The organism is Cryptosporangium arvum DSM 44712, from assembly GCF_000585375.1.
Classification (GTDB): domain Bacteria; phylum Actinomycetota; class Actinomycetes; order Mycobacteriales; family Cryptosporangiaceae; genus Cryptosporangium; species Cryptosporangium arvum.
Genome location: NZ_KK073874.1, coordinates 4,195,511 through 4,219,765 on the forward strand (window position 1 = coordinate 4,195,511; position 24,255 = coordinate 4,219,765).

The 24,255-nt window shown below is 73.7% G+C and carries 30 protein-coding genes and 1 pseudogene; 16 read left to right on the top strand and 15 right to left on the bottom strand.

Features of this window, described 5'->3' with window-relative positions:
• Nucleotides 1–9 precede the first annotated feature (9 nt).
• The 3 genes and pseudogenes from CRYAR_RS18820 to CRYAR_RS18830 form a co-directional block, all read right to left on the bottom strand.
• Nucleotides 10–624: a TetR/AcrR family transcriptional regulator gene (locus CRYAR_RS18820; protein WP_084700692.1), complete on the bottom strand. Its 615-nt coding sequence runs from the start codon at nt 622–624 to the stop codon at nt 10–12.
• A pseudogene (locus CRYAR_RS45860) lies at nt 617–1,086 on the bottom strand (alpha/beta fold hydrolase); the annotation flags it as partial. The pseudogene CRYAR_RS45860 and the gene CRYAR_RS18820, both read right to left, overlap by 8 nt.
• A 73-nt stretch (nt 1,087–1,159) precedes the next feature.
• On the bottom strand, nt 1,160–1,972 hold the full coding sequence (locus tag CRYAR_RS18830) for a helix-turn-helix transcriptional regulator (RefSeq protein WP_035852576.1): 813 nt from the start codon (nt 1,970–1,972) through the stop codon (nt 1,160–1,162).
• Between the two features lie 68 nt (nt 1,973–2,040).
• On the opposite strand from CRYAR_RS18830, the gene CRYAR_RS18835 reads away from it, so the two are divergent.
• Together CRYAR_RS18835 and CRYAR_RS18840 are read left to right on the top strand one after the other, a co-directional pair.
• Nucleotides 2,041–3,093 (top strand): zinc-binding dehydrogenase, encoded by a 1,053-nt coding sequence (locus CRYAR_RS18835; protein ID WP_035852577.1) that lies wholly within the window; start codon nt 2,041–2,043, stop codon nt 3,091–3,093.
• A 33-nt stretch (nt 3,094–3,126) separates the two neighbouring features.
• Complete coding sequence (locus CRYAR_RS18840) at nt 3,127–4,065, top strand: helix-turn-helix domain-containing protein (protein WP_035852580.1); 939 nt, start codon at nt 3,127–3,129, stop codon at nt 4,063–4,065.
• Between the two features lie 35 nt (nt 4,066–4,100).
• Here CRYAR_RS18840 and CRYAR_RS18845 read toward each other — a convergent pair whose 3' ends face one another.
• Entirely contained in the window at nt 4,101–4,973 is an 873-nt protein-coding gene (locus CRYAR_RS18845; RefSeq protein ID WP_035852581.1) for a helix-turn-helix domain-containing protein, read from the bottom strand.
• 133 nt (nt 4,974–5,106) lie between these two features.
• On the opposite strand from CRYAR_RS18845, the gene CRYAR_RS18850 reads away from it, so the two are divergent.
• A complete protein-coding gene (locus CRYAR_RS18850) occupies nt 5,107–6,012 on the top strand; it encodes an MBL fold metallo-hydrolase (RefSeq protein ID WP_035852582.1) in 906 nt (301 codons plus the stop codon).
• 12 nt (nt 6,013–6,024) lie between these two features.
• The gene (locus CRYAR_RS18855; protein WP_035852585.1) at nt 6,025–7,422 is read left to right on the top strand and encodes a carboxylesterase/lipase family protein; all 1,398 of its coding nucleotides are present in this window, start codon (nt 6,025–6,027) and stop codon (nt 7,420–7,422) included.
• A gap of 30 nt (nt 7,423–7,452) precedes the next feature.
• Here CRYAR_RS18855 and CRYAR_RS18860 read toward each other — a convergent pair whose 3' ends face one another.
• The gene (locus CRYAR_RS18860) at nt 7,453–8,403 is read right to left on the bottom strand and encodes an SDR family NAD(P)-dependent oxidoreductase (protein ID WP_035852586.1); all 951 of its coding nucleotides are present in this window, start codon (nt 8,401–8,403) and stop codon (nt 7,453–7,455) included.
• 53 nt (nt 8,404–8,456) lie between these two features.
• Between CRYAR_RS18860 and CRYAR_RS18865 the strand changes: the two genes are divergently transcribed.
• Both CRYAR_RS18865 and CRYAR_RS18870 read left to right on the top strand, forming a co-directional pair.
• Entirely contained in the window at nt 8,457–9,029 is a 573-nt protein-coding gene (locus tag CRYAR_RS18865; RefSeq protein WP_035852587.1) for a TetR/AcrR family transcriptional regulator, read from the top strand.
• Nucleotides 9,030–9,125: 96 nt separating this feature from the next.
• The gene (locus CRYAR_RS18870) at nt 9,126–9,557 is read left to right on the top strand and encodes a hypothetical protein (RefSeq protein ID WP_157017884.1); all 432 of its coding nucleotides are present in this window, start codon (nt 9,126–9,128) and stop codon (nt 9,555–9,557) included.
• Between the two features lie 23 nt (nt 9,558–9,580).
• Here CRYAR_RS18870 and CRYAR_RS18875 read toward each other — a convergent pair whose 3' ends face one another.
• Together CRYAR_RS18875 and CRYAR_RS18880 are read right to left on the bottom strand one after the other, a co-directional pair.
• Nucleotides 9,581–10,324, bottom strand: a complete 744-nt coding sequence (locus CRYAR_RS18875; RefSeq protein WP_035852590.1) for a phosphotransferase family protein — start codon at nt 10,322–10,324, stop codon at nt 9,581–9,583.
• Between the two features lie 61 nt (nt 10,325–10,385).
• Nucleotides 10,386–10,994 (bottom strand): TetR/AcrR family transcriptional regulator, encoded by a 609-nt coding sequence (locus CRYAR_RS18880; protein WP_035852592.1) that lies wholly within the window; start codon nt 10,992–10,994, stop codon nt 10,386–10,388.
• A 45-nt stretch (nt 10,995–11,039) separates the two neighbouring features.
• On the opposite strand from CRYAR_RS18880, the gene CRYAR_RS18885 reads away from it, so the two are divergent.
• Nucleotides 11,040–12,185 carry a glycosyltransferase gene (locus tag CRYAR_RS18885; protein ID WP_211247535.1) on the top strand — a complete coding sequence of 382 codons (1,146 nt, stop codon included), beginning with the start codon at nt 11,040–11,042 and terminating at the stop codon, nt 12,183–12,185.
• Here the strand turns inward: CRYAR_RS18885 and CRYAR_RS18890 are convergent.
• A complete protein-coding gene (locus tag CRYAR_RS18890; RefSeq protein ID WP_035852595.1) occupies nt 12,182–12,991 on the bottom strand; it encodes an SAM-dependent methyltransferase in 810 nt (269 codons plus the stop codon). The genes CRYAR_RS18885 and CRYAR_RS18890 overlap by 4 nt on opposite strands.
• A gap of 39 nt (nt 12,992–13,030) precedes the next feature.
• Nucleotides 13,031–13,987, bottom strand: coding sequence for a LysR family transcriptional regulator (locus tag CRYAR_RS18895; RefSeq protein ID WP_157017888.1), 957 nt, complete (start codon nt 13,985–13,987; stop codon nt 13,031–13,033).
• Between the two features lie 104 nt (nt 13,988–14,091).
• On the opposite strand from CRYAR_RS18895, the gene CRYAR_RS18900 reads away from it, so the two are divergent.
• The gene (locus tag CRYAR_RS18900; protein ID WP_035852596.1) at nt 14,092–14,457 is read left to right on the top strand and encodes a darcynin family protein; all 366 of its coding nucleotides are present in this window, start codon (nt 14,092–14,094) and stop codon (nt 14,455–14,457) included.
• Between the two features lie 6 nt (nt 14,458–14,463).
• Here the strand turns inward: CRYAR_RS18900 and CRYAR_RS18905 are convergent, their stop codons facing one another.
• Nucleotides 14,464–14,934, bottom strand: a complete 471-nt coding sequence (locus CRYAR_RS18905; RefSeq protein WP_035852597.1) for a MarR family winged helix-turn-helix transcriptional regulator — start codon at nt 14,932–14,934, stop codon at nt 14,464–14,466.
• Nucleotides 14,935–15,019: 85 nt separating this feature from the next.
• Here CRYAR_RS18905 and CRYAR_RS18910 point away from each other — a divergent pair, with 85 nt between their 5' ends.
• Complete coding sequence (locus CRYAR_RS18910) at nt 15,020–15,883, top strand: alpha/beta fold hydrolase (RefSeq protein ID WP_035852599.1); 864 nt, start codon at nt 15,020–15,022, stop codon at nt 15,881–15,883.
• An 11-nt stretch (nt 15,884–15,894) separates the two neighbouring features.
• Here CRYAR_RS18910 and CRYAR_RS18915 read toward each other — a convergent pair whose 3' ends face one another.
• Nucleotides 15,895–16,821 carry an RNA polymerase subunit sigma-70 gene (locus CRYAR_RS18915; RefSeq protein ID WP_035852600.1) on the bottom strand — a complete coding sequence of 309 codons (927 nt, stop codon included), beginning with the start codon at nt 16,819–16,821 and terminating at the stop codon, nt 15,895–15,897.
• Nucleotides 16,818–17,810 (bottom strand): zinc-binding dehydrogenase, encoded by a 993-nt coding sequence (locus CRYAR_RS18920; RefSeq protein WP_035852601.1) that lies wholly within the window; start codon nt 17,808–17,810, stop codon nt 16,818–16,820. Before CRYAR_RS18920 ends, CRYAR_RS18915 begins: the two co-directional genes overlap by 4 nt.
• A 149-nt stretch (nt 17,811–17,959) precedes the next feature.
• On the opposite strand from CRYAR_RS18920, the gene CRYAR_RS18925 reads away from it, so the two are divergent.
• Genes CRYAR_RS18925 through CRYAR_RS18935 form a run of 3 tightly spaced genes read left to right on the top strand, consistent with a single transcriptional unit; the run spans nt 17,960 to nt 19,221 of the window.
• Nucleotides 17,960–18,421, top strand: coding sequence for an SRPBCC domain-containing protein (locus tag CRYAR_RS18925; RefSeq protein WP_035852602.1), 462 nt, complete (start codon nt 17,960–17,962; stop codon nt 18,419–18,421).
• Nucleotides 18,418–18,771, top strand: coding sequence for an ArsR/SmtB family transcription factor (locus CRYAR_RS18930; RefSeq protein WP_035852604.1), 354 nt, complete (start codon nt 18,418–18,420; stop codon nt 18,769–18,771). The genes CRYAR_RS18925 and CRYAR_RS18930 overlap by 4 nt, the downstream gene beginning before the upstream one ends.
• Nucleotides 18,772–18,774: 3 nt before the next feature.
• Nucleotides 18,775–19,221 (top strand): SRPBCC family protein, encoded by a 447-nt coding sequence (locus CRYAR_RS18935; protein ID WP_035852605.1) that lies wholly within the window; start codon nt 18,775–18,777, stop codon nt 19,219–19,221.
• Between the two features lie 4 nt (nt 19,222–19,225).
• On the opposite strand, the gene CRYAR_RS18940 is transcribed toward CRYAR_RS18935, so the two are convergent.
• Both CRYAR_RS18940 and CRYAR_RS18945 read right to left on the bottom strand, forming a co-directional pair.
• Nucleotides 19,226–20,374 carry an EstA family serine hydrolase gene (locus CRYAR_RS18940; RefSeq protein WP_035852606.1) on the bottom strand — a complete coding sequence of 383 codons (1,149 nt, stop codon included), beginning with the start codon at nt 20,372–20,374 and terminating at the stop codon, nt 19,226–19,228.
• Nucleotides 20,375–20,434: 60 nt separating this feature from the next.
• Nucleotides 20,435–20,998, bottom strand: a complete 564-nt coding sequence (locus CRYAR_RS18945; protein ID WP_035852609.1) for a QsdR family transcriptional regulator — start codon at nt 20,996–20,998, stop codon at nt 20,435–20,437.
• Between the two features lie 97 nt (nt 20,999–21,095).
• On the opposite strand from CRYAR_RS18945, the gene CRYAR_RS43295 reads away from it, so the two are divergent.
• Nucleotides 21,096–21,461 carry a MerR family transcriptional regulator gene (locus CRYAR_RS43295; protein WP_051570624.1) on the top strand — a complete coding sequence of 122 codons (366 nt, stop codon included), beginning with the start codon at nt 21,096–21,098 and terminating at the stop codon, nt 21,459–21,461.
• Between the two features lie 179 nt (nt 21,462–21,640).
• Complete coding sequence (locus tag CRYAR_RS18955; RefSeq protein WP_035852610.1) at nt 21,641–22,018, top strand: DoxX family protein; 378 nt, start codon at nt 21,641–21,643, stop codon at nt 22,016–22,018.
• An 85-nt stretch (nt 22,019–22,103) separates the two neighbouring features.
• On the opposite strand, the gene CRYAR_RS18960 is transcribed toward CRYAR_RS18955, so the two are convergent.
• Nucleotides 22,104–22,790 (bottom strand): Crp/Fnr family transcriptional regulator, encoded by a 687-nt coding sequence (locus CRYAR_RS18960; protein WP_035852611.1) that lies wholly within the window; start codon nt 22,788–22,790, stop codon nt 22,104–22,106.
• Nucleotides 22,791–22,878: 88 nt separating this feature from the next.
• Here CRYAR_RS18960 and CRYAR_RS18965 point away from each other — a divergent pair, with 88 nt between their 5' ends.
• Nucleotides 22,879–23,547, top strand: a complete 669-nt coding sequence (locus CRYAR_RS18965; protein ID WP_035852612.1) for a TetR/AcrR family transcriptional regulator — start codon at nt 22,879–22,881, stop codon at nt 23,545–23,547.
• A gap of 26 nt (nt 23,548–23,573) precedes the next feature.
• Nucleotides 23,574–24,179: a response regulator transcription factor gene (locus CRYAR_RS18970; RefSeq protein ID WP_035852614.1), complete on the top strand. Its 606-nt coding sequence runs from the start codon at nt 23,574–23,576 to the stop codon at nt 24,177–24,179.
• The last annotated feature ends 76 nt before the right edge of the window (nt 24,180–24,255 follow it).

The window sequence follows — 24,255 nt, forward strand, 5'->3', positions numbered from 1 at the left end:
CCGCACGCGTCAGTCCCCGGTGCCGTGGAACTCCGGCGTCGATCCGCGCGGGTGCTGGTCGTCGCCGTGCGCGCCGAAACCGCCGACGAGCGTGTCGACCAGGTAGGAGAAGCTCCGGTCGACGTCGCGGGGGAGGCCGAAGCCGCCGCCGGCCTCGAGCGTGATGAAGCCGTGCAGGGCCGAGCGCAGGGCACGGGCGGCGTCGACGGCGCGGGGACCGGGCAGGGCGAAACCGGCGAGCACGTCGTAGAGGAGCCGCAGGACCTCGTCGGCGACCCGGCGGTCCTCCTCGTCGTCGGTGGCGGCGGCCCGGACACTCGTGGAGTAACGGCCCGGGTGCTCGTGGGCCCAGCGGCGCCAGCCGTCGGCGAGCGCGTGGACCGCGTCCGCGCCGGACCGACCGGCGGTGGCCCGGGCCAGGGCCTGGGTGAACTCCCGCCGGGCCTGGAGCGCGATGCCGCGGTGCAGCGCGTCGAGCGACTCGACGTGCTTGTAGAGCGACGGCGTCTTCACGCCGAGGCGCTCGGCGACCAGCCCCATGGTCAGGTTGGCCAGCCCGACCTCGTCGGCGAGGTCGGCGGCGGTCGCGACCACCGTGGCCGGGACGAGGCCGGCTCTAGGCACGGCCGGCGGCCTTCAGGAACGGGAGCATCAGGTCCACCGTCTCGTCGGGATACTGGGCGTGCGGGTAGTGCCCGGCACCCTCGATCATCTCCAACCGGCCCAGCCCGGCCGGTAGCGCGGCCACGATCGCTTCGCCCTCGGCGCGCGGGTCGGCCGTCCCCGCAACGCCTTCTTCCGGCCCGGCTCACCGAGCACGGCGGCGAGGGCGGCCCAGTCGACGGGCTTGCGCCCGGGGTAGGCCTGGGCCCGGGTGAACGGCGCGATCTCGACGACGCCGGTGATCAGCTCGGGGGCCCGGGCCGCGGCGATCGGGGCGGCGCCGCCCGAGATCGAGTGCCCGACCAGCACCGCCGGGCCGCCGAGGTGGCGGATGAGCGCGAGCAGGTCACCGGCGATGTCGGTGCGGGTGTCGGACGGCCACTCCGCGCTGGACTCGCCGGCGCCGCGCAGGTCGGTGGTGGCCGTCGACGGGCAGGAAGTCGGTCATCGTGCGCTCCTCGGTCTCGCTAATTGCATTAGCTAAAAGCTATGGCGATTAGCTAAGTCCGTCAAGGCTTCGGCCGGACGCCGATCGGGCGCTCTCGTCCTGCTCCGCGCCCGGATCCAGATAGACGACGAGGGTCTGGTCCGGATGGTCGGCCACCTGGAACGACACATAGGACAGCGTGAGGACGCCGCGCCGGGGGTGGCGGACCCGTTTGGTGCCCGAGCGGGTCGCCCGGACGTCCTGGCGGGGCCACCAGTCGCGGACTTCGGGGCTGGCCTCGTGGAGGTCGGCGACGAGGCGGGTGAACCGTTCCTCGCCCGGGTGCCTGCCCTGCGCGGCGCGCAGGCGGGCCAGCACGTCCTGGGCGATCTCCGTCCAGTCGGGCAGCAGGTCGCGGGCGGCGGGGTCGGTGAACAGCCAGCGCGCGAGGTTGCCGATCCGGGGGAGCCCGGTGAACAGCTCCTCCGCGGCGGCGTTGTACGTGAGGAGCGTGTAGTCGGCCGCCGTCACGTAGGCGGGATGGAGGCCGAGGGCGCCGGCGACGTCACCGACGTGAGGGGCCAGGGGTTCGGCCGGGGCGGCCGGACCGGGAAAACCGGCGAGCGCGTACACGTGGGCGCGTTCGGCCGGGCTGAGCCGCAGCGCGCGGGTGAGCGACGCGAGGACCTGGTCCGAGGCCCGGACGTCGCGACCCTGCTCGAGGTAGGTCAGCCAGGTGGTGCTGATGCCGGCGAGCATCGCCAGCTCCTCCCGGCGCAACCCCGGCGTGCGCCGGCGGCCGGTGACCGGCAGCCCCACGTCGGCGCAGGTGAGGACCTCGCGCCGGCTGCGCAGGAATTGGCCGAGCTCGCGTTTCTCCATCGTGGCAGCCTCGATACCAGGATAAGCCGTTACTGGATACCAGGCTAGCAAGCGCGCACGCTGACGTCATGCGTGCGTGGAAACTCAACTCGACCGACGACGGCCTGCGTGTACTGGAGGTGCCCGAGCCCCGGCTGCGGCCGGGCGGCGTGCTCGTCGACGTCCTCGCGGTGCACGTCCCCGCGTACTCCTCCGTCCTCACCGGCGGGGCCCGGGGATCGCTCCCGACGCCGCTGGTGCTGGGGGTGGGAGGCCTCGCCAGGGTCGTGGCCGTCGCGGACGACGTGACCGGGTTCGCGCCGGGCGACGTCGTCGTCAACGCGAGCCTGCTCCGGGAGGCCGGGGCGGAGTTCATCGTCGGCTGGACCGGGATCGGGGGGCGCGGCGAGCGGACCCCGGTCGTCGCCCGGCTGCGGGAGCGGTGGCGCGACGGCACGTTCGCCGAGCGCGCGGTGCTGCCCGCGTCGGTGCTGGTGGGCGTCCCGGGAGCCGGCGACGACCCGCGGCTGGCGTTCCTGCCGTGGCTGTCGATCGCGGCCGAGGCGCTGACCGCTCAGCAGCCGGGCGAGCGGGTCGCGGTGCTCGGTGCGACCGGGCAGCTCGGCGGCGCCGCCGTGCTGGTGGCGCTGGCCCGGGGCGCGTCCGGGGTCGTCGCCGTCGGCCGCAACCCCGCGGCGCTGGCGAGGCTCGCGGCGCTCGACGCCCGGGTGGCGACCGTCCGGCTCACCGGGGATCGTTCCGCGGACGCCGCCGCGATCCGCGCCGCCGGGGAACCCGACGTCACGGTCGACGCCCTGGGCGCGGTGCCCGACCCCGGCCCGACGCTCACCGGGTACGACGCGCTGCGGCCGGGCGGCACGCTCGTCCTGATCGGCGGCGTGCGCCAGAATCTGACCCTGCCCTACGGGGACCTGATGCGGCGCCGGATGACGGTCCGCGGTTCCTGGATGGCGCGGCCGGAGACCGTCGTCGCGGTGTGGCGGCTGGTCGGGAGCGGTGTGCTCGACCTGTCGGCGCTGGAGCCGCACGTCGTCGGCCTGGACGACCCGGCGGCGGCGCTCGAGCTCGCGGACTCGACGTCGGGCCTGGCGTTCGTCGTTCTGGTGCCACGCGCGGCTTGACTCTCCAGCCGCTGGAACGTCGAGGATCGTCGCATGGACGAACGATCCGAACTCCTGACCATCGGCCAGCTCGCGGACCGCACCGGCATTCCCGTCCGGACGCTGCGGTTCTGGTCGGACGAGGGCGCGGTGCCGCCGGCGTCCCGGTCGGCCGGCGGCTACCGGTTGTACGACGCCGGTGGCGCGGCCCGCGCCGAGCTGGTGCGCACCCTGCGTGAGCTGAGCCTCGGGCTCGACGAGGTGGTCGGCGTGCTCGACGGCCGGGCCACGCTCGCCGCGGTCGCGGACACGCACGTCGCCGCGATCGACGCGCAGATCCGCGCCCTCAAGGTCAGCCGGGCCGTGTTGTCCACCGTGTCGAAGCGCAACTCGACGGCCCAGGAGGCTGCTCTCATGAACCGGTTGGCCCGAATCTCCGCCACCGAACGCCTGCGAATCATCGACGACTTCAAGGCCGACGTGTTCGGCGGCCTCGATCTCCGCCCCGAGGTACGCGACCGTCTCCGCGACCTCCGGATCGAGCTGCCCGACGAACCGACCCCCGACCAGGTGGACGCCTGGATCGAACTGGCCGAACTGGTGCAGGACCCCGGCTTCCGCACCCGGATGCGGACGTTCCTCGAGCTCAGCGTGCCGACGCCGGCGGGGGAGCCGAAACCGCCCGGCGCGCGCGTCTTCTGGGCGCGGCAGGTCGTGGAGCAGGTGCGCGAGGCCCGCGAGCGCGGCGTCGCCCCCGGGACGCCCGCCGCCGCCGGGTTCGTCGCGGCGACGTTCAGCGACGCGGAACCACTGGCGGCCGTGCTGACCTGCGTCGAAGCCGGGATCGACGCGCGGGCCGAGACCTACCGCGTGCTCGTGTCACGCGTCCGCGGTCAGCACGCCGCGGACGACGCCGGGGCGGACCTCGACTGGCTGGCCCACGCACTGCGCGCGGTGGTCGCCCGAGAGGCGCCGCGTCGGCGGACCGGGTGACGTCCGGCGGTGCCGGCCCCGCCCACCGCCCCGCGCTACCGGTTGCCGCGGGACGGCTCGCCGATCGCCTGGGCCAGCAGCGTCAGGGCCGTCGCCGAGGGTGAGCCGGGCTCGGTCGTCATCGTCACCAGCGACTGGTCGGGCGTCTGGTTGAGCTTGAGCGTGTGCTGCTGCACGCGGAGCGCGCCGACGAGCGGGTGGCGTAGGTCGTAGACGTCGCTCGCGCAGTCCTGGACGGTGTGGTCGGCCCACATCGCGGCGAAGTCGGGGCTGGCGACGGTGAGTTCGCCGATCAGCGCGAGCAGGTCGCGGTCGTGCGGGTGGCGCCCGGCGGCCAGGCGCAGGTTCCCGGCGACGACGCGGGCCTTGGCGTCCCAGTCGACGTACAGGTCCCGGGTGTGGGGATCGAGGAACACGATCTTCGACATGTTCGGACGCTCGTCGGGCCGGGACGGACCGGTGACGTCCAGGTGCCCGGCCAGCAGGGCGTGCCCGAGCGGGTTCCAGGCCAGCACGTCGTTGCGCCGTCCGAGCACGACCGCGGGGACGCCGGTCATCGCGCCCAGCAGCGTCAGCAGGTCCGCCGAGACGGTCTCGTCCGGTGCCGGCTCTGCCTTCGCCGACCGGTGGCCGGGTGTGGCGAGCGAATGCAGGTAGGTGCGGTCGGCCGCGTCGAGCTGCAACGCGTCCGCGATCGCGTCCAGGACCTGCACGGAGGCGTTCTGCGACTGGCCCTGCTCCAGCCGGGTGTAGTAGCCGACGCTGACGCCGGCCAGCATCGCGAGTTCCTCGCGCCGCAGCCCCGGGACCCGGCGCCGCCGGACGCCGTCGGGAAGGCCGACGCCGTCCGGCGTCAGCTGGCTGCGGCGGACCTGGAGGAATTCGCCGAGTCGCGCGTGTCGTTCCACGGGGTCCAGTGTGCTCCGGCGGGCGGCGCGGAGCCTGCCCCCGCCAGGGATAGCTTGACGCGGGGCTGGTTGGCCCCGGCCCGCCCGTCCACTCTCGAATCCGCACACGCCCCACGCGTCGAGGAGACGGACGATGGATCAGATCACCCTGGGTGAAGTCACGATCACGCGGGTCAAGGAGTCGTACGGCAGCGTCGGGATGACCCCCGACCAGTTCTTCCCCGGCACCGACCGGGCCCTCTGGGAGGAGCACCGCGACTGGGTCGTGCCGGACTTCTGGCACCCGGAGACCGACGAATGCCACAACGCCATCCAGACGTGGGTGGTGCGCAGCGAGGGCCGCACGATCCTCGTCGACACCGGGGTCGGCAACCACAAGGAGCGGCCCTACGTCCCGAACTGGTCCCACCTGGACACCGACTTCCTGGACAACCTGGCCGCGGCCGGCGTCCGTCCGGAGGACGTCGACGTGGTGATCAACACCCACCTGCACATCGACCACGTCGGGTGGAACACCCGCCTGGACGACCGCAGCTGGGTTCCGACGTTCCCGAACGCCACCTACCTGATCCCGCAGAAGGACTTCGACTTCTGGAATCCGGCGAACGAGAACGCGTCGGTGTTCGGGCGCGGCAACCAGAACGTGTTCGAGGACAGCGTCCTGCCGGTACACGACGCCGGGCTGACGACGCTGTGGGACGACTCGTACCGGATCGACGGGAACCTGCGGCTCGAGTCGGCGCCCGGCCACACCCCGGGCTCGTCGATCCTGGTGCTCGAGTCCGGCGGCGACCGCGCGCTGTTCGTCGGGGACCTCCTGCACACCGGCGTGCAACTCGTCGACCCGGACGTCAACTCGTGCTTCTGCGAGGACCCGACCGAGGCCCGGACCACCCGGCGTGCGCTGCTCGGCCAGGCCGCGGAGACCCGCTCGCTGGTCTTCCCCGCGCACTTCGGCGGCCACGGCGGCGCCGAGATCACCCACGAAGGTTCCGGTTTCGCGGTCAAGGACTGGGCGGGTTTCCCCCGCATCGCCTGAGAGGACACGACTGTGCATCCGATCGTCGAGACGCCGGCGGGCGTGGTCCGCGGCCGGCGTGACGCGGCCGGTGAGCGTTACCGCGCGATCCCGTACGCGGCCGCGCCGACCGGCGCCGGGCGGTTCGGCCCGCCGGTCCCGCACCCGGGTTGGAGCGGCGTCCGGGACGGCACCCGGCCGTCGCCGACGGCGCCCCAGCCGGTGCGGAACTTCGGCCGGCTCGACCTGGCCCCGTATTTCGGCCCCGGCTGGGTGCGCGGCGACGAGTACCTGACCGTCGACGTCCACACGCCGGCCGCCGACGCCGGCCGGCGCCCGGTGGTGGTGTTCGTCCACGGCGGCGGCTTCGTCACCGGGTCCGGCCGGGCCGCGCTCTACGACGGCCGGGCCTTCGCCCGCGACGGGGTCGTGCTGGTCACGCTCAACTACCGGCTGGGCGTCCCCGGCTTCCTGCACCTGGACGGAGCACCCGCGAACCGCGGCCTGCTCGACGTGCTCGCCGCGCTCGGCTGGGTACGCGACACGGTCGCCGCGTTCGGCGGGGACCCCGCGAACGTCACGCTCGTCGGCCAATCGGCGGGCGCGACGATCGTCGGCGCGCTGCTCGCGACGCGCGAGGCGAAGGGCCTGTTCCGACGCGCGATCGTGCAGAGCGGCAGCGGCACCGGCGCGTTCACGCCCGAACAGGCCCGCCGGGTCACCGCCGCCGCGGCGGCGGCACTGGACGTGGAACCGACCGTCTCCGCGTTCGGCGCGGTCCCCGACGAGCGGTTCGTCGACGTCCTGCCGGCGTTGAGCGGGCTCGATCTCCGCACCGGCACCGCGACCGATCCGCTGGTGGGGCTCAGCCCGTTCAGCCTGGTGCTGGACACCCAGCCGGCCGACGCGCTGGCCGACGGTCCGGCCGCCGACGTCGACCTGGTGATCGGCACCAACCGCGAGGAAGGACATCTGTACCTGGTGCCGCAGGGGCGGTTCGAGACCTCGACCGACGCCGACGTGGCGGCTCTCGCCGCGCGCGTGGGCGCCGACGCGCCGGCGCCGGAGGGCTCGACGCCGGGGGAGCGGCGGTCGGCGGTGCTGGGCCGGGCGTTGTTCGGCGCCGGGACCGCGCGGATGACCGACGCGCACGCGCGGATCTCCGGCGGGCGTACGTACGCCTACTCGTTCGGGCACCGCTCCGGGGCCCTGGGCGGGCGCCTCGGCGCGACGCACACCGTCGAGCTGCCGTTCGTGTTCGACGTCGCCGACGAGCCCTGGCTGCACGGCGACACCGGGCTGCTCGGCCCGGGTCCGGCGCCGGCCGGGCTCGCCGCGCGGATGCACGGAGCCTGGGTCGCGTTCGCCCGGACCGGCGACCCGGGCTGGCCGCCGTACGCGCCGGGCCGCCCGGTGACCGAGACGTTCTGACCGGCGTCCGGGTGCCCGGGCGCGACCGCGTCAGGGCGTCCGGATCAGGTCCGCCGAGACGGTCCAGAGCCTGGCCGCGGTGTCCGGGTCGAGGGCCCACCGCTTGACGCCGTGGCTGTGCTCGAACAGGTTCGCGTCGTCGCCGACGGTGTGCGCCTCGCGTCCGTCGTCGAGGTAGTGGCCGCCGGTACCGGCGAACTCGGGGGCGACCGCGGCGACGAGCGTGGTGGCGGCGCCCTGCGGGACGGTCTTGTAGGCGAAGGCCCCGGCGGCTTCGGCCCGGGCCAGGTAGTCCGTCTGCTCGGGGGTGAAGTCGCGCTGCAGCCCGGTCGCCACGCCGCCGGGGTTGACGACGTTGGCGACGATGCCGTCGGCCGCCCACCGGCGGGTGGCTTCGACCGCGACGAGCGAGGTGGCGGTCTTGGACTGGGCGTAGGCGAGCTGGGGGTCGTAGGCGCGTCGCTCGAAGTGGAGGTCGTCGAAGACCACGGGTGAGTTCATGTGCGCGGTCGAGCTGACCATCACGACGCGGGCCTGCCCCCCGGCCGCGAGCGCGCGGTGGAGGCCGACGGTCAGGGCGAACGGGCCGAGGTGGTTGACCGCGAACTGCTGCTCCCAGCCCTCCGGCGTGCGGTGGAGCTCGCTGCGGAAGATCCCGGCGTTGTTGATCAGCAGGTGCAGCGGCCCGGTCCAGCCCCGCACGAACCGGGCGACGGACGACCGGTCGGCCAGGTCGAGCGGCCGCACGTCGACGTGGGGGTTGCCGGTCGTCGCGGTGATGTCCCGGGCGACGCCGGCTCCGGCGGCGGTGTCGCGGACGGCGAGCGTGATCGCGGCGCCGGTCCGCGCGAGCGAGCGGGCGGTCTCCACGCCCAGGCCGGAGGTGGCGCCGGTGACGACGGCGCGCCTCCCGGTGAGGTCGACGCCGCTCACGACGTCGTCGGCGGTGCTCGCGGCGTCGAACCGCGTGGTGATGGTCATGAACGCACTTTACAAACTGTGCTTACTTTGTCTAGTTCGGGTACGGTCGAGCCATGAGCGAATCGCCGGCCGGGGAGCCGGCCCGCCGGAAGCAGGTTCTCCGCGTCGCGCTGGGGACGTTCGCGCGCTTCGGCTACCGGAAGACGTCGATGGAGGACGTCGCGCGCGCGGCGGAGATCTCCCGGCCCGGCCTGTACTTCCTGTTCTCGTCCAAGGAGAACCTGTTCCGCGCCGCCGTGATCGACGCCCTCGACGACGACCTGGCGGCGGCGGCCTCGGTGCTCGCCGATACCGGCCGGCCGCTGCGCGAGCGGCTGATCGAGGCGCTCGACCTCTGGGCCGGGCGGTACGTCGGCCCGCTGGCCGGCGAGGTCACGGTGCTCGTCGACGCCAACCCCGGGCTCCTCGGGGCGGTCGTCACGGAGTATCCCCGGCGCTTCGTCGAACTGCTCACGTCGGCGCTCGCCGACGCCGGAGCGGGTGGCGTGGCCGAGGACCTGGCCCGGACGCTGCACAGCACGGCCGCCGGTATCAAGCACGAGGTGGCCACCCGGGCGGAGTTCGTCGCGCGGATGACGGTCGGCGTCGACCTCATGCTGCCCGCGCTGGTGCGCACGCCGGGGTAGGAGCGCCGCAGCCGCGCCGCACCCGGCCGGCACCGGTCGGCGCTCCGCGGGCCGCCGAGGGTGGAGCAGTCCACCGACCGCGATCTGGAGTCACCGATGCGCCGCTTAGCCCTCTCCGTCCTGCCCCTCGTCGTCGGCGCGGTCGTGGCCGGTGCCCTCGCCGCACCCGCGCAGGCGGTGTCCCCGGTGCGAGCCGCACCGGCCGAGAAGGCTCCGGAGCACCGGAAGGCGCCCGAGGTCAGAAAGCCGGAGACCCGGAAGCCGGTCAAGGTCATCCGGTTCACGCTCACCGGCACGCTCACCGCGACGACCTCGACAAGCATCACGCTCACCGTGAAGGGACCGAAGCGCGAGCGCGGCACCAGCGTCACGGTCCCGGTGGCCGGTACCGCGCGGATCGCGCTGGACGACGAGCCCGCCACGCTGGACGCGCTCCCGGCGGGCGCCCACGTCGTGGTCTCCGGCACGGCGACGACCGCGACCAGGACGGCGACCCGCGTGCACGCCGAAACCGGTTCCGACGACTGACCCGTCCGCGCCCGGCCGGCGGTTCAGGTGCGTAGCTGGGCCCGGAGCACGTCGAACTCGCACCCCGGCGCGTCCGGGTCGAAGCCGTGCTCGATCAGCCAGCGCGAGGCCACCAGGCTGCGGTGCGACCACCAGGCCCGGATCACGTCCCGGTCCGCGTCGGCGCCGTAACCGGCGAGCAGGTCGTCGAGGCGTTCCGGGTGCCCGAGGGTCAGGATGGCGAGGTCGTAGTGGGCGTCGCCGGGGGCGGCCTCGGACCAGTCGATCACGCCGGTGACCGCGTCGCCGTCGACGAAGACGTGGGTGATCTGCAGGTCGCCGTGGATGAACGCCGGGTGCCACGGCCGGAGCGCGGCCCCGGCGATCTCGCGGTTGCGCCGGATCACCTCCGCGGGCAGGGCGCCGTGGGCGAGCAGCCACGCGCATTCGCGCTCGAGTTCGGCGGCCAGGTCGTCGAGGCGGCGTCCCGGCCAGGGTGGGGGCGGCGCCTCGTGCAACCGGCGGAGGGCGGCGCCCGCCGCGGCCCACGCGGCCGGTGACGCCGCCGACGGTTCGCCGAGGACGCCCAGCGCGGTTCCCGGCACCGCGGCGATCGCGAGCGCCGGCGGCCGGTGCCAGAGCACCGGCGGGGTGGGGATCGGGGCCAGGGCCATCGCCCGCACCTCGATCTCGGCGTGCGCCGGGTCGCCGTCGAGCTTCACGAACACGTCGCCGACGCGCAGCGTGGCCCGCTGCCGATGGGCGACGACGATCTCGACCTCGTCCATGCCGGCGTGCCCCCTCACGTGTCATCGCCGCCGTACCGGCCGGCGTCGGTCGTAGGGGCCGTCAGCCCCGGTCGAGCAGGACCTCCGCGGCCCGGTCGGCGAGCCATTCCTTCGCCCGGTCGTAGGACCAGCCGTTGTCCCGGACCAGGGTCGGGAACGAATACAGGCCGAAGTAGAACCAGAGCACGTCGACGGCCGACTCGACCGTGGTGCCCGCGCGGAGCGCGCCGAGTTCCTGCAGCCGGGTGGCGGAGATCCGCAGGTTCGCGCGGTAGCCGCTGACCACGCGCTCGGTCTCGTCGGCGATCTCCGGCACGGTCGTCGCGGTCTCGAACATCAGCCGGATCACCCGGGCGTACTTCTCGTGGCCGTCGCCGGTGGCGGCGGCCACCAGGCCGATGATCCCGCGCGGGTCGGCCGCCGCGGCGGCGGTGGCGACGCTCTCGTCGATCTCGGTCGCGTTCGCCGACCGCTGGACCAGCGTACGCAGCAGCGTCGTCTTGTTGCCCACGCTCGTGTAGACGGTGGCGACCGCGACGCCGGCCCGCGCGGCCACGTCGTTCACGGTGGTCGACGCGTAGCCGTGCGCGCAGAACAGGTCGAGTGCGGCTTCGAGGATGACCGTGCGCGTGTACGCCGCGCTGTCCTGTCGACGGGTGGCCGGTGCCATCACCGAAGTCTAGAGGGGACCTCATTTCATCAGAATGCTATTCTGATGAGTATGAAGATCCTCTTCTCAACGTCGCCGGCCTTCGGGCATTTCATCCCGCTTTTGCCGTTGGCGCGGGCGTTACGGGCACAGGGCGACACGGTGGCGGTGCTATCGGCGGAGATCCTGCGTCCCGCCGTCGAACCCGAGGGGTTCACGTTCCTGGCCGCCGGCGTCCCGATGGACGTGGCGCTGGCCGAGTCGATCCGCCGCACCGGCCACAGTGCCGCCGACGACCCGGAGCCCGAGGGCGTCGCCGGGCTCTTCGCCGGTGCCCTCCTCGACTTCGCCGCCGACGAGGCGTTGCGCGTCGCGGCCGAGTTCGCGCCCGACCTGATCGTCAACGAGTTCACCGACTTCGTCGGCCCGCTGGTCGCCGAGTCGCTCGGCGTCCCGTCGGTCACGATGACGTTCGGCCCGCTGCTGCCGTCGATCTACACCGACGCGATGACCCGGACGGTGGCGTCCCGCTACACCGACCGCGGGCTCACGCCGCCGGCCACCACCCCGTCGGGCCGGTTGCTGCTCGACGTGTGCCCGCCGCAGTTCCAGTTCGAGGGGGCGACGCCGCCGATCGAGTCGGTGCTGCTGCGCCCCGAGGCGCACCGCGTGCCGGGCCTCTCGGTGTCGCCGACCGGGCCGTCGCACCGGTCCCGGGTGCTCGTCACGTTCGGCACGGTCTTCACCGAGGTGGACGTCCTGCAGCCGATCCTCACCGCGCTCGCCGACGTCGACGTGGATCTGCTGGTGACGCTCGGCCTGTTCGCCAAGCCCGAACAGTTCGACGTAAACCCCGAGCGGGTGGAGTTCACCCCGTTCGTGCCGCTCGCGCAGCTGCTCGACGGCGTCGCGGCCGTGGTCAGCCACGGTGGGGCGGGCACGACGCTCGGCACGCTCTCGCGCGGGGTGCCGATGGTGATCGTGCCGCAGGGGGCCGACCAGTTCCTCCAGGCCGATCGGATCGTCGCGTCCGGTGCCGGCCTCGCGCTGCCGGTGGGGGCCGCGGAGCCCGCGGCCGTCGCCGACGCGCTGCGCCGGGTGCTGGCCGAGGAGTCGTTCGCCGCGAAGGCGCGTGAGGTGCAGGCGGGGATCGCGGCGATGCCGTCGCCGGAGGAGATCGCGGCGCACCTGCGCACGATCGTCCGGCCCTAGGGTTTGCGGGCGACCGCGCCGTAGAGGGACACCGTCTCGTCGGCCGGCCGGTCGCCGTCCTCGGTGTCCTCGCGCCAGCGGGCCACCGTCACGATGCCGGGCTCGACCAGCTCCAGGCCGTCGAAGAACCGGGCGAACGCCGCCCGGTCCCGATCCACCACCGGCGACTTCGACCGGGCGTCCCGCTTGGCCATCTCGGCGACGACCTCCGGCGGGATGAAGTCGCCGGTGGCGTGGGTCAGGGCCAGGTAGCTGCCCGGCGGCAGCGCGTCGACGAGCTCGGCGACGTGCGTGTGGGCTCCGTCGGCGTCGGGGACGAAGTGCATGATCGCCAGCAGGGTCAGCCCGATCGGCCGGTCGAAGTCCAGCGTCTCGCGCGCCTCGGCGAGGATCCGGGCCGGGTCGCGGACGTCGGCGTCGACGTACGTCGTCACGCCCTGGTCGGTGCCGGTCAACAACGCGTTCGCGTGCGCCAGGACGATCGGGTCGTTGTCGACGTAGACGACCCGGGCCGACGGGTCGACGTCCTGCGCCACCTCGTGCAGGTTCGGCGTGGTCGGAATCCCGGTGCCGACGTCGAGGAACTGGCGCAGGCCGGCGTCGGCGGCGAGGAACCGGACCGCGCGACGCAGGAACTTCCGGTTCTCCCGGGCCGCGATCACCATGCCCGGGAACGCCGCGGCGATCGCGTCACCGGATTCCCGGTCGGCCGCGAAGTTGTCCTTGCCGCCCAGCCAGTAGTTGTACCGCCGGGCGGGGTGCGCCACCGACGTGTCGATGTCCGGCAGTTTCCCGTCCAGCGGCATGTTCGCACTCCACATCGGCTCGTTCGGACGAAAGCCCGCTCATGGTACTGACCCGGCGCCGCGCGGTGACGCCGGTCGGAGCGCCCGGCGTACGGCGTCGCGCAGCCACTGGTGGGCGCCGTCGGCCGAGTGGCGCGGGTGCCAGGCCATGCTGATCGTCAGCGGCGGCAGGGTCACCGGGATCTCCACCAGGTCCAGCCCCAGCGCCCGGGCGGCGTCGGTGATCGGGGTCGGCGGTTCGCCCGGCCGCGCGACCGGCACCAGGCACACCACGTCGCTCGCCGCGGCCAGCGCCATCGCGGCCAGGTGTCCGGGCAGGACGGCGGTGACCCGCCGGGTGAGCCCGTGCCCGGCCAGCGCGGCGTCGAGCGGGCCGCTGAAGTGCCCGCGACGGCTGACCACCACGTGGTCGGCCTCGGCCAGCCGCGCGGGGGTGACGGGCCCCTGGCCGAGCGGGTGCCCGGCCCGGACGCCGGCCGCGAACCGGAGCGTGACCAGCTCCTCGATCCGGGTCTCCGGATCGGAGTGGTCGACCGCGCCGATCTCGAGGTCGACCCGGCCGTCGCGCAGCGCCGGGCCGGCCTCCCCGTCCTCGGTCAGCACCCGCAGCGACACGCCCGGCGCCCGGCTCCGGGCCGGCCCGAGCAGCCCCGGCGCCAGCGCCGCACCGACCAGATCGGACGCCTGGACGGTGAACGTGCGCACCAGCGCGGCGGGGTCGACGTCGCCGCCGGGGGCGAGGAGGGCCTCCAGCCGGCCCACCACCGCCGCGGCCTCGTCCCGCAGCGCCTCGGCCCGGGGCGTGAGCACCATCGTCTGACCGGCCCGGACCAGCAGCGGATCACGCAGCACCCGCCGGAGCCGGGCCAGCGTGCGGCTCATCGCCGCCGGCGAGGTACGCAGGCGGGCGGCGGCCAGGGTCACGCTGCACTCGGCCAGTAGAGCATCGAGCGCGACGGCGAGGTTGGCGTCCAGGTTCGGGCTGCTCACAGGCATGATTCCACTTCGGGCAACGATCCTTTGCTGAAGTTCCCATTGTGGCCGGGGGGTGGTGGTTCGCACCCTGGAGCGGCACTGATCCCGCTCTTCGGAGGTAACCGATGTCCACTGCCCCTACCGAGTCCCCGGTCACCGCGTTCATGTTGGTGAAGACGACCCCGGAGTGGCTCGCGATGACCGTGGCCGAACGTGTCCGGGCCTTCACCACCGACGTCGTCCCGGTGATCGAGGCCAGGACCCGCGGTGTCCGCTCCCGCTTCTACGACACCGAGTTCTACTCGGCCCGGGTCACCGACATCTGGGTCTGGGAGGCCGACGACCACGACGCCTACCGCCTCCTGATCGACGCGCTGCGCGAGACGCCGTTCTGGGACCGCTACTTCGAGGTGGTGGAGTTGCTGGTGGGCGTCGAGAACGGCTACGCCCGCACCTACGACCTCCCACCGGCCGCCACCCTCGCCACCTGAGCGAACTCAGAGTTCCTGGGCGGCCCAGCCCGGGGCGTCCAGGCGGATCGGGGAGTCGCCGACGAACTGGGCGAGCTGGGCCTCCAGGCGCTCGAGCTCCTCGACGCCCAGGCGGTCCGCCCAGCGGGCCCGCACCTCGTCGAAGATCGCCTCGCCCGCACGCATCAGCGCCAGCCCGTGCTCGGTGATCTGGACGTGCTTGCGCCGGGCGTCGTCCGGGTGGGCCTCGGCGGTGACGTAGCCGCGGTCGAGGAGTACCGCGATCGTCTTCGCGGCGGCCTGCTTGGTGATCGCGAGCCGGCGGCCGAGCTCCGAGGCGTTGTCGGCGCCGGCCCGGATCGCGCGCATCGCGTACTCGTGCGACGGGCGTGAGTCGGGATAGCCGCGGGCGGCCAGCTCCCTGGTCACCTCGTCCACGAGGTTGCGGTAGCTGCCCAGCAGCAGCAAGGCGAGGTCGGCGCCCGAGCGAGAGGACATGGAGGCAGCGTAGGGGGCGTTGACAGAGACAACCAGGTTGACTACTTTAATAGCCAACCTGGTTGTCTATTTTGGGAGGTGCGCCATGGCGGCGACACTCGACGGCGTCACGCACCACACCGCGGGCGCCCTGCACTACGTCTCGGCCGGGACGACCGGCTCGCCGATCCTGCTCGTGCACGGCTGGCCCGAGACCTGGTGGGCCTTCCGCGGGGTCATCCCGCTGCTGGCCGCCCACCACCGGGTGTTCGCGGTGGACCTGCGGGGCTTCGGCGACTCCGAGGCCGACCCCGGGGGTGATCACGACGTCGCCACCCTCGCCGAGGACCTGCACCGGCTGGTGGCCCACTTAGGCGTGGGTCCGGTGCACATGACCGGCCAGGACGTCACCGGAGGCCCGGTGTTCCGGTTCGCCGCCACGCACCCCGGGGACGTCCTCAGTGTCACCGCCGTCGAGACGACGCTCCCCGGGTACGGCCTGGAGAGGCTGGCCGACGTGCTCAACGGCGGCTCCTGGCACGTCGGGTTCCTCGCCGCTCCCGGGATCGCCGAGCTGTTCCTGGCCGGCCGGGAACGCACGATGATCGACTGGGCCGTCGACCTGATGACCGCGGTTCCGGGAGCGGTGACCGAGGCCGACCTCGACGAGTTCGTCCGGACCTACTCGCGCCCCGGCGGCTGGCGGGGCACCCAGGGGCTCTACCGCTCCTTGTTGGACGACGCCGCCCGCACCCGCGCGCTCGCCGAGTCGCAGCCGCTGACGATGCCGGTGCTCGCCGTCGACGGGATCAACGCGCCGCTCACCGAGACGACGATGCGCCAGGTCACGCGGGGTGACGTCCGCGCGGTCACGATCCCCGGCGTCGGACACCTCGTCGCGCAGGAGGCTCCGGCCGCGTTCGCCGCGACCGTCCACGAGTTCGTCGGGAGCGTCGACCGGAACCGGTGAGCGGCCCGGGCTCAGGGGAACATCGTCACCAGCGCGGGCTCGTGGAACTTCACGACGCGCGAGACGCCGGTGGCGGTGGGGGAGAGCACCACCACGCCGTCGGGCGCGCCGCGGTGATGGACGGCGGCGGGCTGGCCGTTGGCCGTGGTGGGGATCATCCGCCAGTCGCCAGGGCTCCCCAGGACGTAGCGCTCGAGCAGGCCGACACAGTGGTCCCGGCCGGCCTGCCAGTCGGCGAACGGCGTCGCCTCCAGCGTGGCGTCGGTACGCAGCACGCGCTCCAGCAGGTTCGCGTCGGACCGCTCGAAGGCCGCGATGTAGCCGTCGAGCAGCGCGCGGGCCCGCGGGTCGGTCGGTTCGAGCAGGTCGTCCGGCTGCGGGTCCAGTTCGTCCAGCCGGGCCCGGGCGCGCTGCAGCCCGCTCTTGACCGCCGCGGTGGTGGTGCCGAGGATCTCCGCGGTCTCGGCGGCGGAGAACGCCAGCACCTCGCGCAGCAGGAGAATCGCGCGCTGACGGGCGGGCAGGTGCTGCAGGCCGGCGATCAGCGCCAGCCGCAGCGTCTCGCGCCGGACCACCACGGCGGCCGGGTCGTCAGCCGGTGCGGAGATCCAGGCGTCCGGGAACGGCTCCAGCCACGCGGCGTCCACCGGGCGGGGCGGCCGGGTGGGATCGGCGGACGGCCCGGCGAGACCGGAGGGCAGCAGGCGGATCACGCGCGGCTCCACGGCCGTCAGGCAGACGTTCGTGGCGATCCGGTGGAGCCAGGACCGGACCGACGCGCGGCCCTCGAAGCCGGCGTACGCACGCCAGGCCCGCAGGTAGGTCTCCTGCACCAGATCCTCGGCGTCGTGCGCCGAGCCGACCATCCGGTAGCAGTGCGCCAGCAACTCCCGGCGGTAGCGCCCGGTCTCGGCCGCGAACCCGTCCCGATCGGTCACGGCACCAGCGCCAGTTTCCCGACGGTCGTGCGGGCCTCCAGCGCCGCCAGCACGCGCGGTCCCTCGGCCAGGTCGTGGACGGCCGGTGCGCCGGGGACGAGCACGCCGGCGGCGGCCAGCGCGGACAGTTCCGCCATGACCTCACCGAAGATCCGCGGCGCGCGGCCGATCAGCACCCCGAGGTTGAGGCCGATGACGTGCACCTGGTGGTCGTAGACCAGGCCCCGGTTGCTCAGCACGGCGTCGCCGCCGGCCAGGCCGTAGACGACGACCCGGCCGGTGACCGGCGTGGCCACGGCCAGGCTCGCGGCGAACGCCGTACCGCCGGCCGATTCGAGCACCAGGTCGACACCCTTTCCGCCGGTCAGCTCGCGCACCGGCCCGGTGAGGTCGCCGTCGGACGAGTCCAGGACGTGGTCGGCGCCCAGGGCCGACACTACGTCGTGCTTGCCCGGCGAGGCGGCCGCGATCACCGTCGCCCCGTAGTGCTTGGCGAGGCGGACCGCGGCCTGGCCGGTCCCGCCGGCCGCGGCGTGGATCAGCACGGTCTGTCCGGCGGCCAGCCGGCCGAAGGGCTTGAGTGCGGCCAGCGCGGTGGGCCAGTTCACGACCAGGCCCAGCGCGTCCCGGTCCCGCCAGCCCGGCGGCACCGGCACGGCGGCCGCTGCGGGCAGGGCCAGGTACTCGGCGAACGCGCCCTCCCCGATCCCGGTGACGCGCGCGCCGAGCGGCGGGTCGCTCACCCCGGTGCCGGCCGCGACGACCTCGCCGACCGCCTCGAAGCCGGCCACGAACGGCGGACGCGGATCGCCCGGGAACGCCTCCCGGGACCGCATGACGTCGCGGAAGTTGACGCCCGCGGCGGAGACCCGGATCAGGACCTCGCCCGGCCCCGGGCCCGGCACCGGCGCGTCGGGGACCAGCCGGAGCGCCTGCGGGCCGTCGAGTGACATCTGCCGGAGTGCGCGCATGGTGGGGGGAGTGTTCATCGGTGGTGGGCCTCGGTCTTCTCGGGGAGTGGACGTCTCCCTGTACAGACCGGCGCCGGACCTCAAAGGAATCGATGTGCAACCAAGGGTTGCGCTTGGCGTCGCCGGCTGGGTAGGCTTCCTGCAACCAACGGTTGCAGGAGGATGTCATGGAGTACGGAGAGATCGCCCGCGAGATCTACGTCGACGCGTCGCCCGAGGTCGTGTTCGACGTGGTGAGCAGCCCGCAGCACCTGGCGCGGTGGTGGCCGGACGCCGCCCGGTTCGAGCCGGCGCCCGGCGCGATCGGTGAGATCACCTTCGGCGACCCCGGCGCCGGGGGCAAGGCGGTGCCGTTCACCGTGGTCGACGCGGTGCCGCCACGCACCTTCTCGTTCCGGTGGGCGCATCCGGCCGACCGGCCCGCGACCGAGCGCAACTCGCTGCTGGTCACGTTCGACCTGCGGCCGTCCGGGGCGGGCACGGTCCTGGCGTTCCGCGAGACCGGTTTCCGGGAGCAGGGCTGGGAGGCCGCGGTGCTCGAGCAGCAGTACCGCGAGCACGTCACCGGCTGGGACCACTTCCTGCCCCGCCTGGCCCCCTACGCCGTGACGCTCCAGGTGCGGCCGTGACGTCGCTCGCGGCGGTCGACGACGACCTGTGGTCGGCGATCGGGGACCCCACCCGGCGCCGGATGCTCGACCTGCTGCTCGCCGACGGGGGCGGCACCGCCACCTCACTCGGCCACCGGCTGCCGGTGACCCGCCAGGCGGTCGCCAAGCACCTCGGCGTGCTCGACCGGGCCGGTCTGGTCCGGTCGACCCCGGCCGGCCGGGAACGGCGCTACCGGGTCGACGACGCGCAACTGGCCCGCGCCGTGGCCCAGCTGACCGCGGTCGGGACCGCCTGGGACGCCCGCCTGCACCGGATCAAGCAGATCGCCGAAGCCATTCAGCGCGGCGCAACGGATACGGAGGACTAGGGAATGGTCGACATCCTGCACCGCGTCGGGGTCCACGGCGTGCCCCCGGACGAGGTGTTCGAGGCCCTCACCACGGCGGAGCAGCTCGCCGGTTGGTGGACCGAGGACACGACCGGCGACGGCCGGGCGGGTGGCCGGCTGCAGTTCCGCTTCCCGCCGGTCGGCGGCTTCGACATGGACGTCGTGGCGACCCGCCCGGCCGCCCGGGTGACCTGGCGGGTCGCCGACGGCCCCGCGGAGTGGATCGGCACCACGATCGACTGGACGCTCCGCCGGGACGGCGACTACACGATCGTCCTGTTCGCCCATCGCGGCTGGTCCGAGCCGGTCGAGTTCATGCACCACTGCAGCACCAAGTGGGCGACGTTCCTGCTCAGCCTCAAGGCCCGGCTCGAGACCGGCCGGGGTGCACCGGCGCCGGGCGACGTGGCGATCAGCGACTGGCACTGACGGGTCAGGCTCCGGCGGCGCAGGCGGTGATGACGTCGCAGTAGGCGGCGGACACCGGGGAGCCGATGATGCCGGGCTGCATCTGGTTCATCATGTAGCTGATCGTCATCCGGCGCTCGACGTCCACGATGATCAGCGAACCGCCCCACCCGCCCCAGAAGCACACCCGGCCCGCCGGGACGAACGGCGTGCCCTCGGGCTCCGGGAGCGCGTACCCGATACCCCAGCGCAGCGGGATCCCCAGGAAGAGATCCGGGCCGTGGGCCTGCTCGTCGAAGATCAGCTCGATGGTCTCGGGGTGCAGCAACCGCACGCCGCCGGTGACACCGCCCAGCGCCAGCGCGGACACGATCCGGGCCACCGACCGGGCGTTGCCGTGGCCGTTGCAGGCGCCGTTCTCGGCCGCGAGCCACTCCGGGGTGTTGGCGATCGCGGGGTCCTGGAACGAGCCCATCAGGGTCTTGGTGAAGACGCTGCCGGGGTCGGGAGGGGGCAGCTCGGCCGGCGGGGCCGCTTCCGGTGACAGCATCGTGGCGATCCGGCCGTGGTCCGCCGGGCGGGCGCCGAGCTGGAAGTCGGCCCCGGCCGGGCCGGCGATCTCCTCGGCGACGAAGTCGGTCAGGCTGCGCCCGGACACCCGGCGCACCAGCTCTCCGACCAGGTGTCCGAAGTTGCTGGCGTGGTAGCCGCTCGCGGTGCCGGGCTCCCACCAGGCCGGCTGGGCGGCGAGCTTGGCGGTGGACGCGGCCAGGTCGAAGCTGTCCTCGGCCGCGAACGGCTGCTCCCAGGCCGAGACGCCGGAGGTGTGGCTGAGCAGGTGACGTACCTCGACCGCGTCCTTGCCGTTGGCGGCGAACTCCGGCCAGTAGCGGGCGACCCGCTCGTAGGGGTCGAGCAGGCCCCGGTCGACGAGCATCAGCGCGGCCAGGCTCGTCACGGTCTTGGTCGAGGACCAGACGGTGACGATCGTGTCCTCGGTCCACGGCCGGGTGCGCGCCGCGTCCCGGTGCCCGCCCCAGATGTCGACGACGGTCTCCCCGCCGATGTCGACGACGAGGCTCGCGCCCACCTCGACGCCGTCGGCCAGGTTCTTGGCCAGTGCGTCGCTCACGGCGGAGAAGCGGTTGTCGACGTGTCCGTGCACCTCGGTCATGTCCGTGCCTCTCGGCCGCTGCAACGTTTCGGAAAATGTTGCAGCACCGGCGTCACCCGGTCAAGGGCCGTCGGCCCGCAGGATCGCCGCGACCGCGGTCTCGACCTTCGCGGCCTCGGGCTCCTCGCCGGTGATCAGGTCGGCGTAGATGAACGACTCGATGATCCGCACGATCAGGTAGGCGAGGTCGTTCGTCCCGAGTGGATGGCGCAGCTCACCCCGGGTGGATTCGTGCGCGAGGAGGCGGGCGAACTCGTCGACGACGCGCCGCTGCACCGGGCTGGCCTTCGTCGTGATCAGACGGAGGGCGCGTTCGGGTTCCCGCCGCATGAACTCCCGGTAGTACGACGCGTCGATGAGCGCGGCGGCGTACGCACCGGCGATCCGGGCGACGCGCCGCCCGCCGGTGCCCTCGGCGTCCCGGACGATCGTGCGCAGCGTGGGGTCGCTGAGCGAGATGAGGATGTCGACCAGGAGCTGGTCGCGGTTGCCCAGCCACCGGAACAACGTGCTGCGGTCGACGTCGAGCTCGGCCGCGAGCCGCTTCAGGTCCACCCGCTCGCCGGCCAGGAACGTCCGCCGGGCGAGCCGGAACGCGTCGGTGGCGGTCGGCCGGGCGCTCACCGGCGCCCGCGCAGCGCCGCGGAATCGGACATGCCGCACATCCTAGGGCGCGGCTCGCCCTTGACTTGAGGCGCTTCAGGTGCGGCAGGCTCGGGACATGGTGGCGACTCAGGAAGTCGCGCGGCGCAGCGGTCCGCCCGAGGCGACGCTGCGGTACTACGAGCGCATCGGGCTGATCGCGCCGGTTCCGCGCGACGAGAGCAGCGGGCACCGCCGCTACGACCCGGACACCGTGCGGACGATCGAGGCGCCGGCCTGCCTGCGCACGGCCGGGATGGGCATCGACGCGCTGCCCGCCTACATCCGCTCGAAGGCGATCGCCGAACGCGCCGCCTGGGACCACGCCGCCGCGGTGGGCGCGGACCTCGCGGTGAGCAGATCGCCCGGATCCTCCGGCGCCGGTTCGCGGAGCGGGCCGACCGGCTCCCGGCCGCAGAAGCCCCCGGGCCGGACGTCCCGGTGAAGGCGTACCGCATCGAGCGGATCCGGACCGTGCTCGGCTGGGATCCGCGCCCGGCCGAGGAGGCGATCGTGGGGACGGCCGAGAGCCTGCTCGGACGCCGCCGGCCCTGACCCGGAAGCCGTCACACGATCGGGCCCGGCGGTGTCCTGTGGGCGACCACCTCACCTCCGGGAGCTCCGATGAACCTCGCGCTCTGGGTCGCCGCGTCGCTGCTGGCGACCGTCCTGCTGATCAGTACGTCCAAGATGTTCGTCCCGCGGGAGCGGATCGCCGCGGTGGGGCACGCCGGGGCGTGGGTGATGGACTTCAGCCCCGCCGCGCTCCGGGGCATCGCCGTGCTCGAGCTGCTCGCCGCGGCCGGACTGATCCTGCCGGCCGTGCTCGGGATCGCACCCGTACTGGTGCCCGTCACCGCGGCGTGCGTGGCACTGCTCTTCGTGGGGGCCACGGGTATGCGGCTCCGCCGGGGTGAGCGGGCCACGATCGTCCCCGACCTGCTCTACCTCGCGGTGGCGGTCTTCGTCGCCTGGGGCCGGTTCGGGCCGGAACCGTTCTGACCCGCGGAGGGTCGTGGACGCGTCCGCGGTGAGGGGTCGCCGTGGCCGAAACAGGCCACCGCGTCGTACACCCGGGACGAGCCGGTCAGCGTGCGCGCTGGACCAGACGGTCGCGGTTGAGGAGCACGATCGAGCGACCGTCGAGCCGGATCCACCCGCGGGTCGCGAAGTGCGACAGCGCCTTGTTGACGGTCTCGCGCGAGGACCCGACCAGCTGGGCGAGCTCGTCCTGGGTCAGCTCGTGGTTGAGCCGGACCGCGTCGTCGGGGCCGGAGCGTTCGGGGAGGCCGAAGCGCTGCGCCAGGTCGAGCAGGGCCTTGGCCAGCCGCCCGGGCACGTCGGTGAAGATCAGGTCGGCCTGCTGATCGCCGGTGCGGCGTAACCGGCGCGCGAGCACCCGGAGCAGTTGCGGTCCGATCTCCGGGTGCTCGGCGATCCACGGCCGCAGCTGGTCGCGGCGCATCTGCGCGACCCGGGCGTCGGCCACCACCACCGCGCTGGCCGTGCGGGGTCCCGGGTCGAACACCGCGAGCTCACCGAGCAGGTCGGACGGCCCGAGCACCGCCAGCAGGCTCTCTCGCCCGTCGGGGGCGCTCCGGTTGAGCTTGACCTTGCCTTCCAGCACCACGTAGAGCGAGTCGCCCGGGTCGCCCTCGGCGAAGATCACGTCCCGTTTGAAGAGGTCGAGGTACTTGAGGTTCGACGCCAGCGCCTCGGCGGCTCGCGGTTCGACGTTCTGGAAGAGCCCGCACCGGGCGAGTGCCGTGTCCATGACCGATCGCCTCCTGACGCTCAGTGTCAAATTTTGAGACTAAGTTTCAGGCAGCAGAATGTCTACCGGTCCGAGGAAGGGACGATCGATGGGCACAGGGCGGGACGCGATCGCCGAGGCGGCGTTCGGGTTGTTCGCGACCCGCGGCTACGAGGAGACCTCGGTCGAGGACATCGCGGCGGCGGCCGGCGTCAGCCGGAGCACGTTCTTCCGGGCCTACGGGTCGAAGGAAGCGGTGATCTTCCCCGACCACGACGAGCTCCTGCGCCGCGTCGAGGAGCGGCTGACCTCCACCACCGCCGACGCCGCGCTGAAAGCCGTGACCGAGGCGGTCAAGCTCGTGCTGTTCCACTACGTCGCCGAAGGCGAGCGGGCCCGCGAGCGCTACCGCCTGACCTCGGCCGTCGAGGCGCTGCGCGACCGGGAGCTGATCAGCGGCGCCCGGTACCAACGGCTGTTCCGCCGGTTCCTCGGGGACTGGGGCGACGGGTCCGAGGCCGCGGAGCTGCGCGCCGAGCTGACCTCGGCCGCCGTCGTCGCGGCCCACAACCACGTGCTGCGCCGCTGGCTGCGCGGGGAAAGCGTCGACCCGCACGCGGAGGTCGAGACCGCGCTGGCCGACGTCAGGGCGACCTTCGACCCGGCGTCGCGGCGCGAGCCGGTCGCGGTGCTCGTGGTCCCGACCGGCCTCGCGATGTCCGACGCCGAGTCCGCGATCCGGCGTGCCCTCGGCGGTGCGTCGAACGTGGACGGTTGAGCCCCGGCGCCCAGTAGGCTCGGCGGGTGGTCCGGGTCTTGCTGGCGGAGGACGTGCGCATCCTGCGGGAGGCGCTGGTCGCGGTGCTGAACCTCGCCGACGACATCACGGTCGTGGAGGCGGTCGAGACCGGCGACGCGGTCGTGCCGGCCGCGCTGCGCAGCCACCCCGACGTCGCGGTGCTCGACATCGAGATGCCCGGCCTGGACGGGATCAGCGCGGCGGCGCTGCTGTGCCAGTGGCTGCCGGCGTGCCGGACGCTGATCCTGACCGGTGTGGCCCGGCCCGGCACGCTGCACCGGGCGCAGGCGGCGGGCGTGGCCGGGTTCATGGTGAAGGAGTCCCGCCCGGAGGACCTCATCGACGCCGTGCGTACCGTCGCGGCCGGCGGGCGGGTCATCGATCCGCAGCTGGCCTTCGCCGCGCTCGGCGCCACCGCCAGCCCGCTGACCGAGCGGGAACGCGACGTGCTGCGGTTCACCGCCTCGGGGGCCGAGCTGGTCGAGGTCGCGTCCGCGCTGAACCTGTCGTCCGGCACGGTCCGCAACTACCTGGCCACCGCGGTGACGAAACTGGGCGCCCGCAACCGGGTCGACGCCATCCGGATCGCGACCGAAGCCGGCTGGATCTGAGGCCGATGTGGATTCTGCACACCGGGGGGCGGCGAAACGCAGCCCGTCCGGTGTGCGCGGCACTACTCGCCGCTCC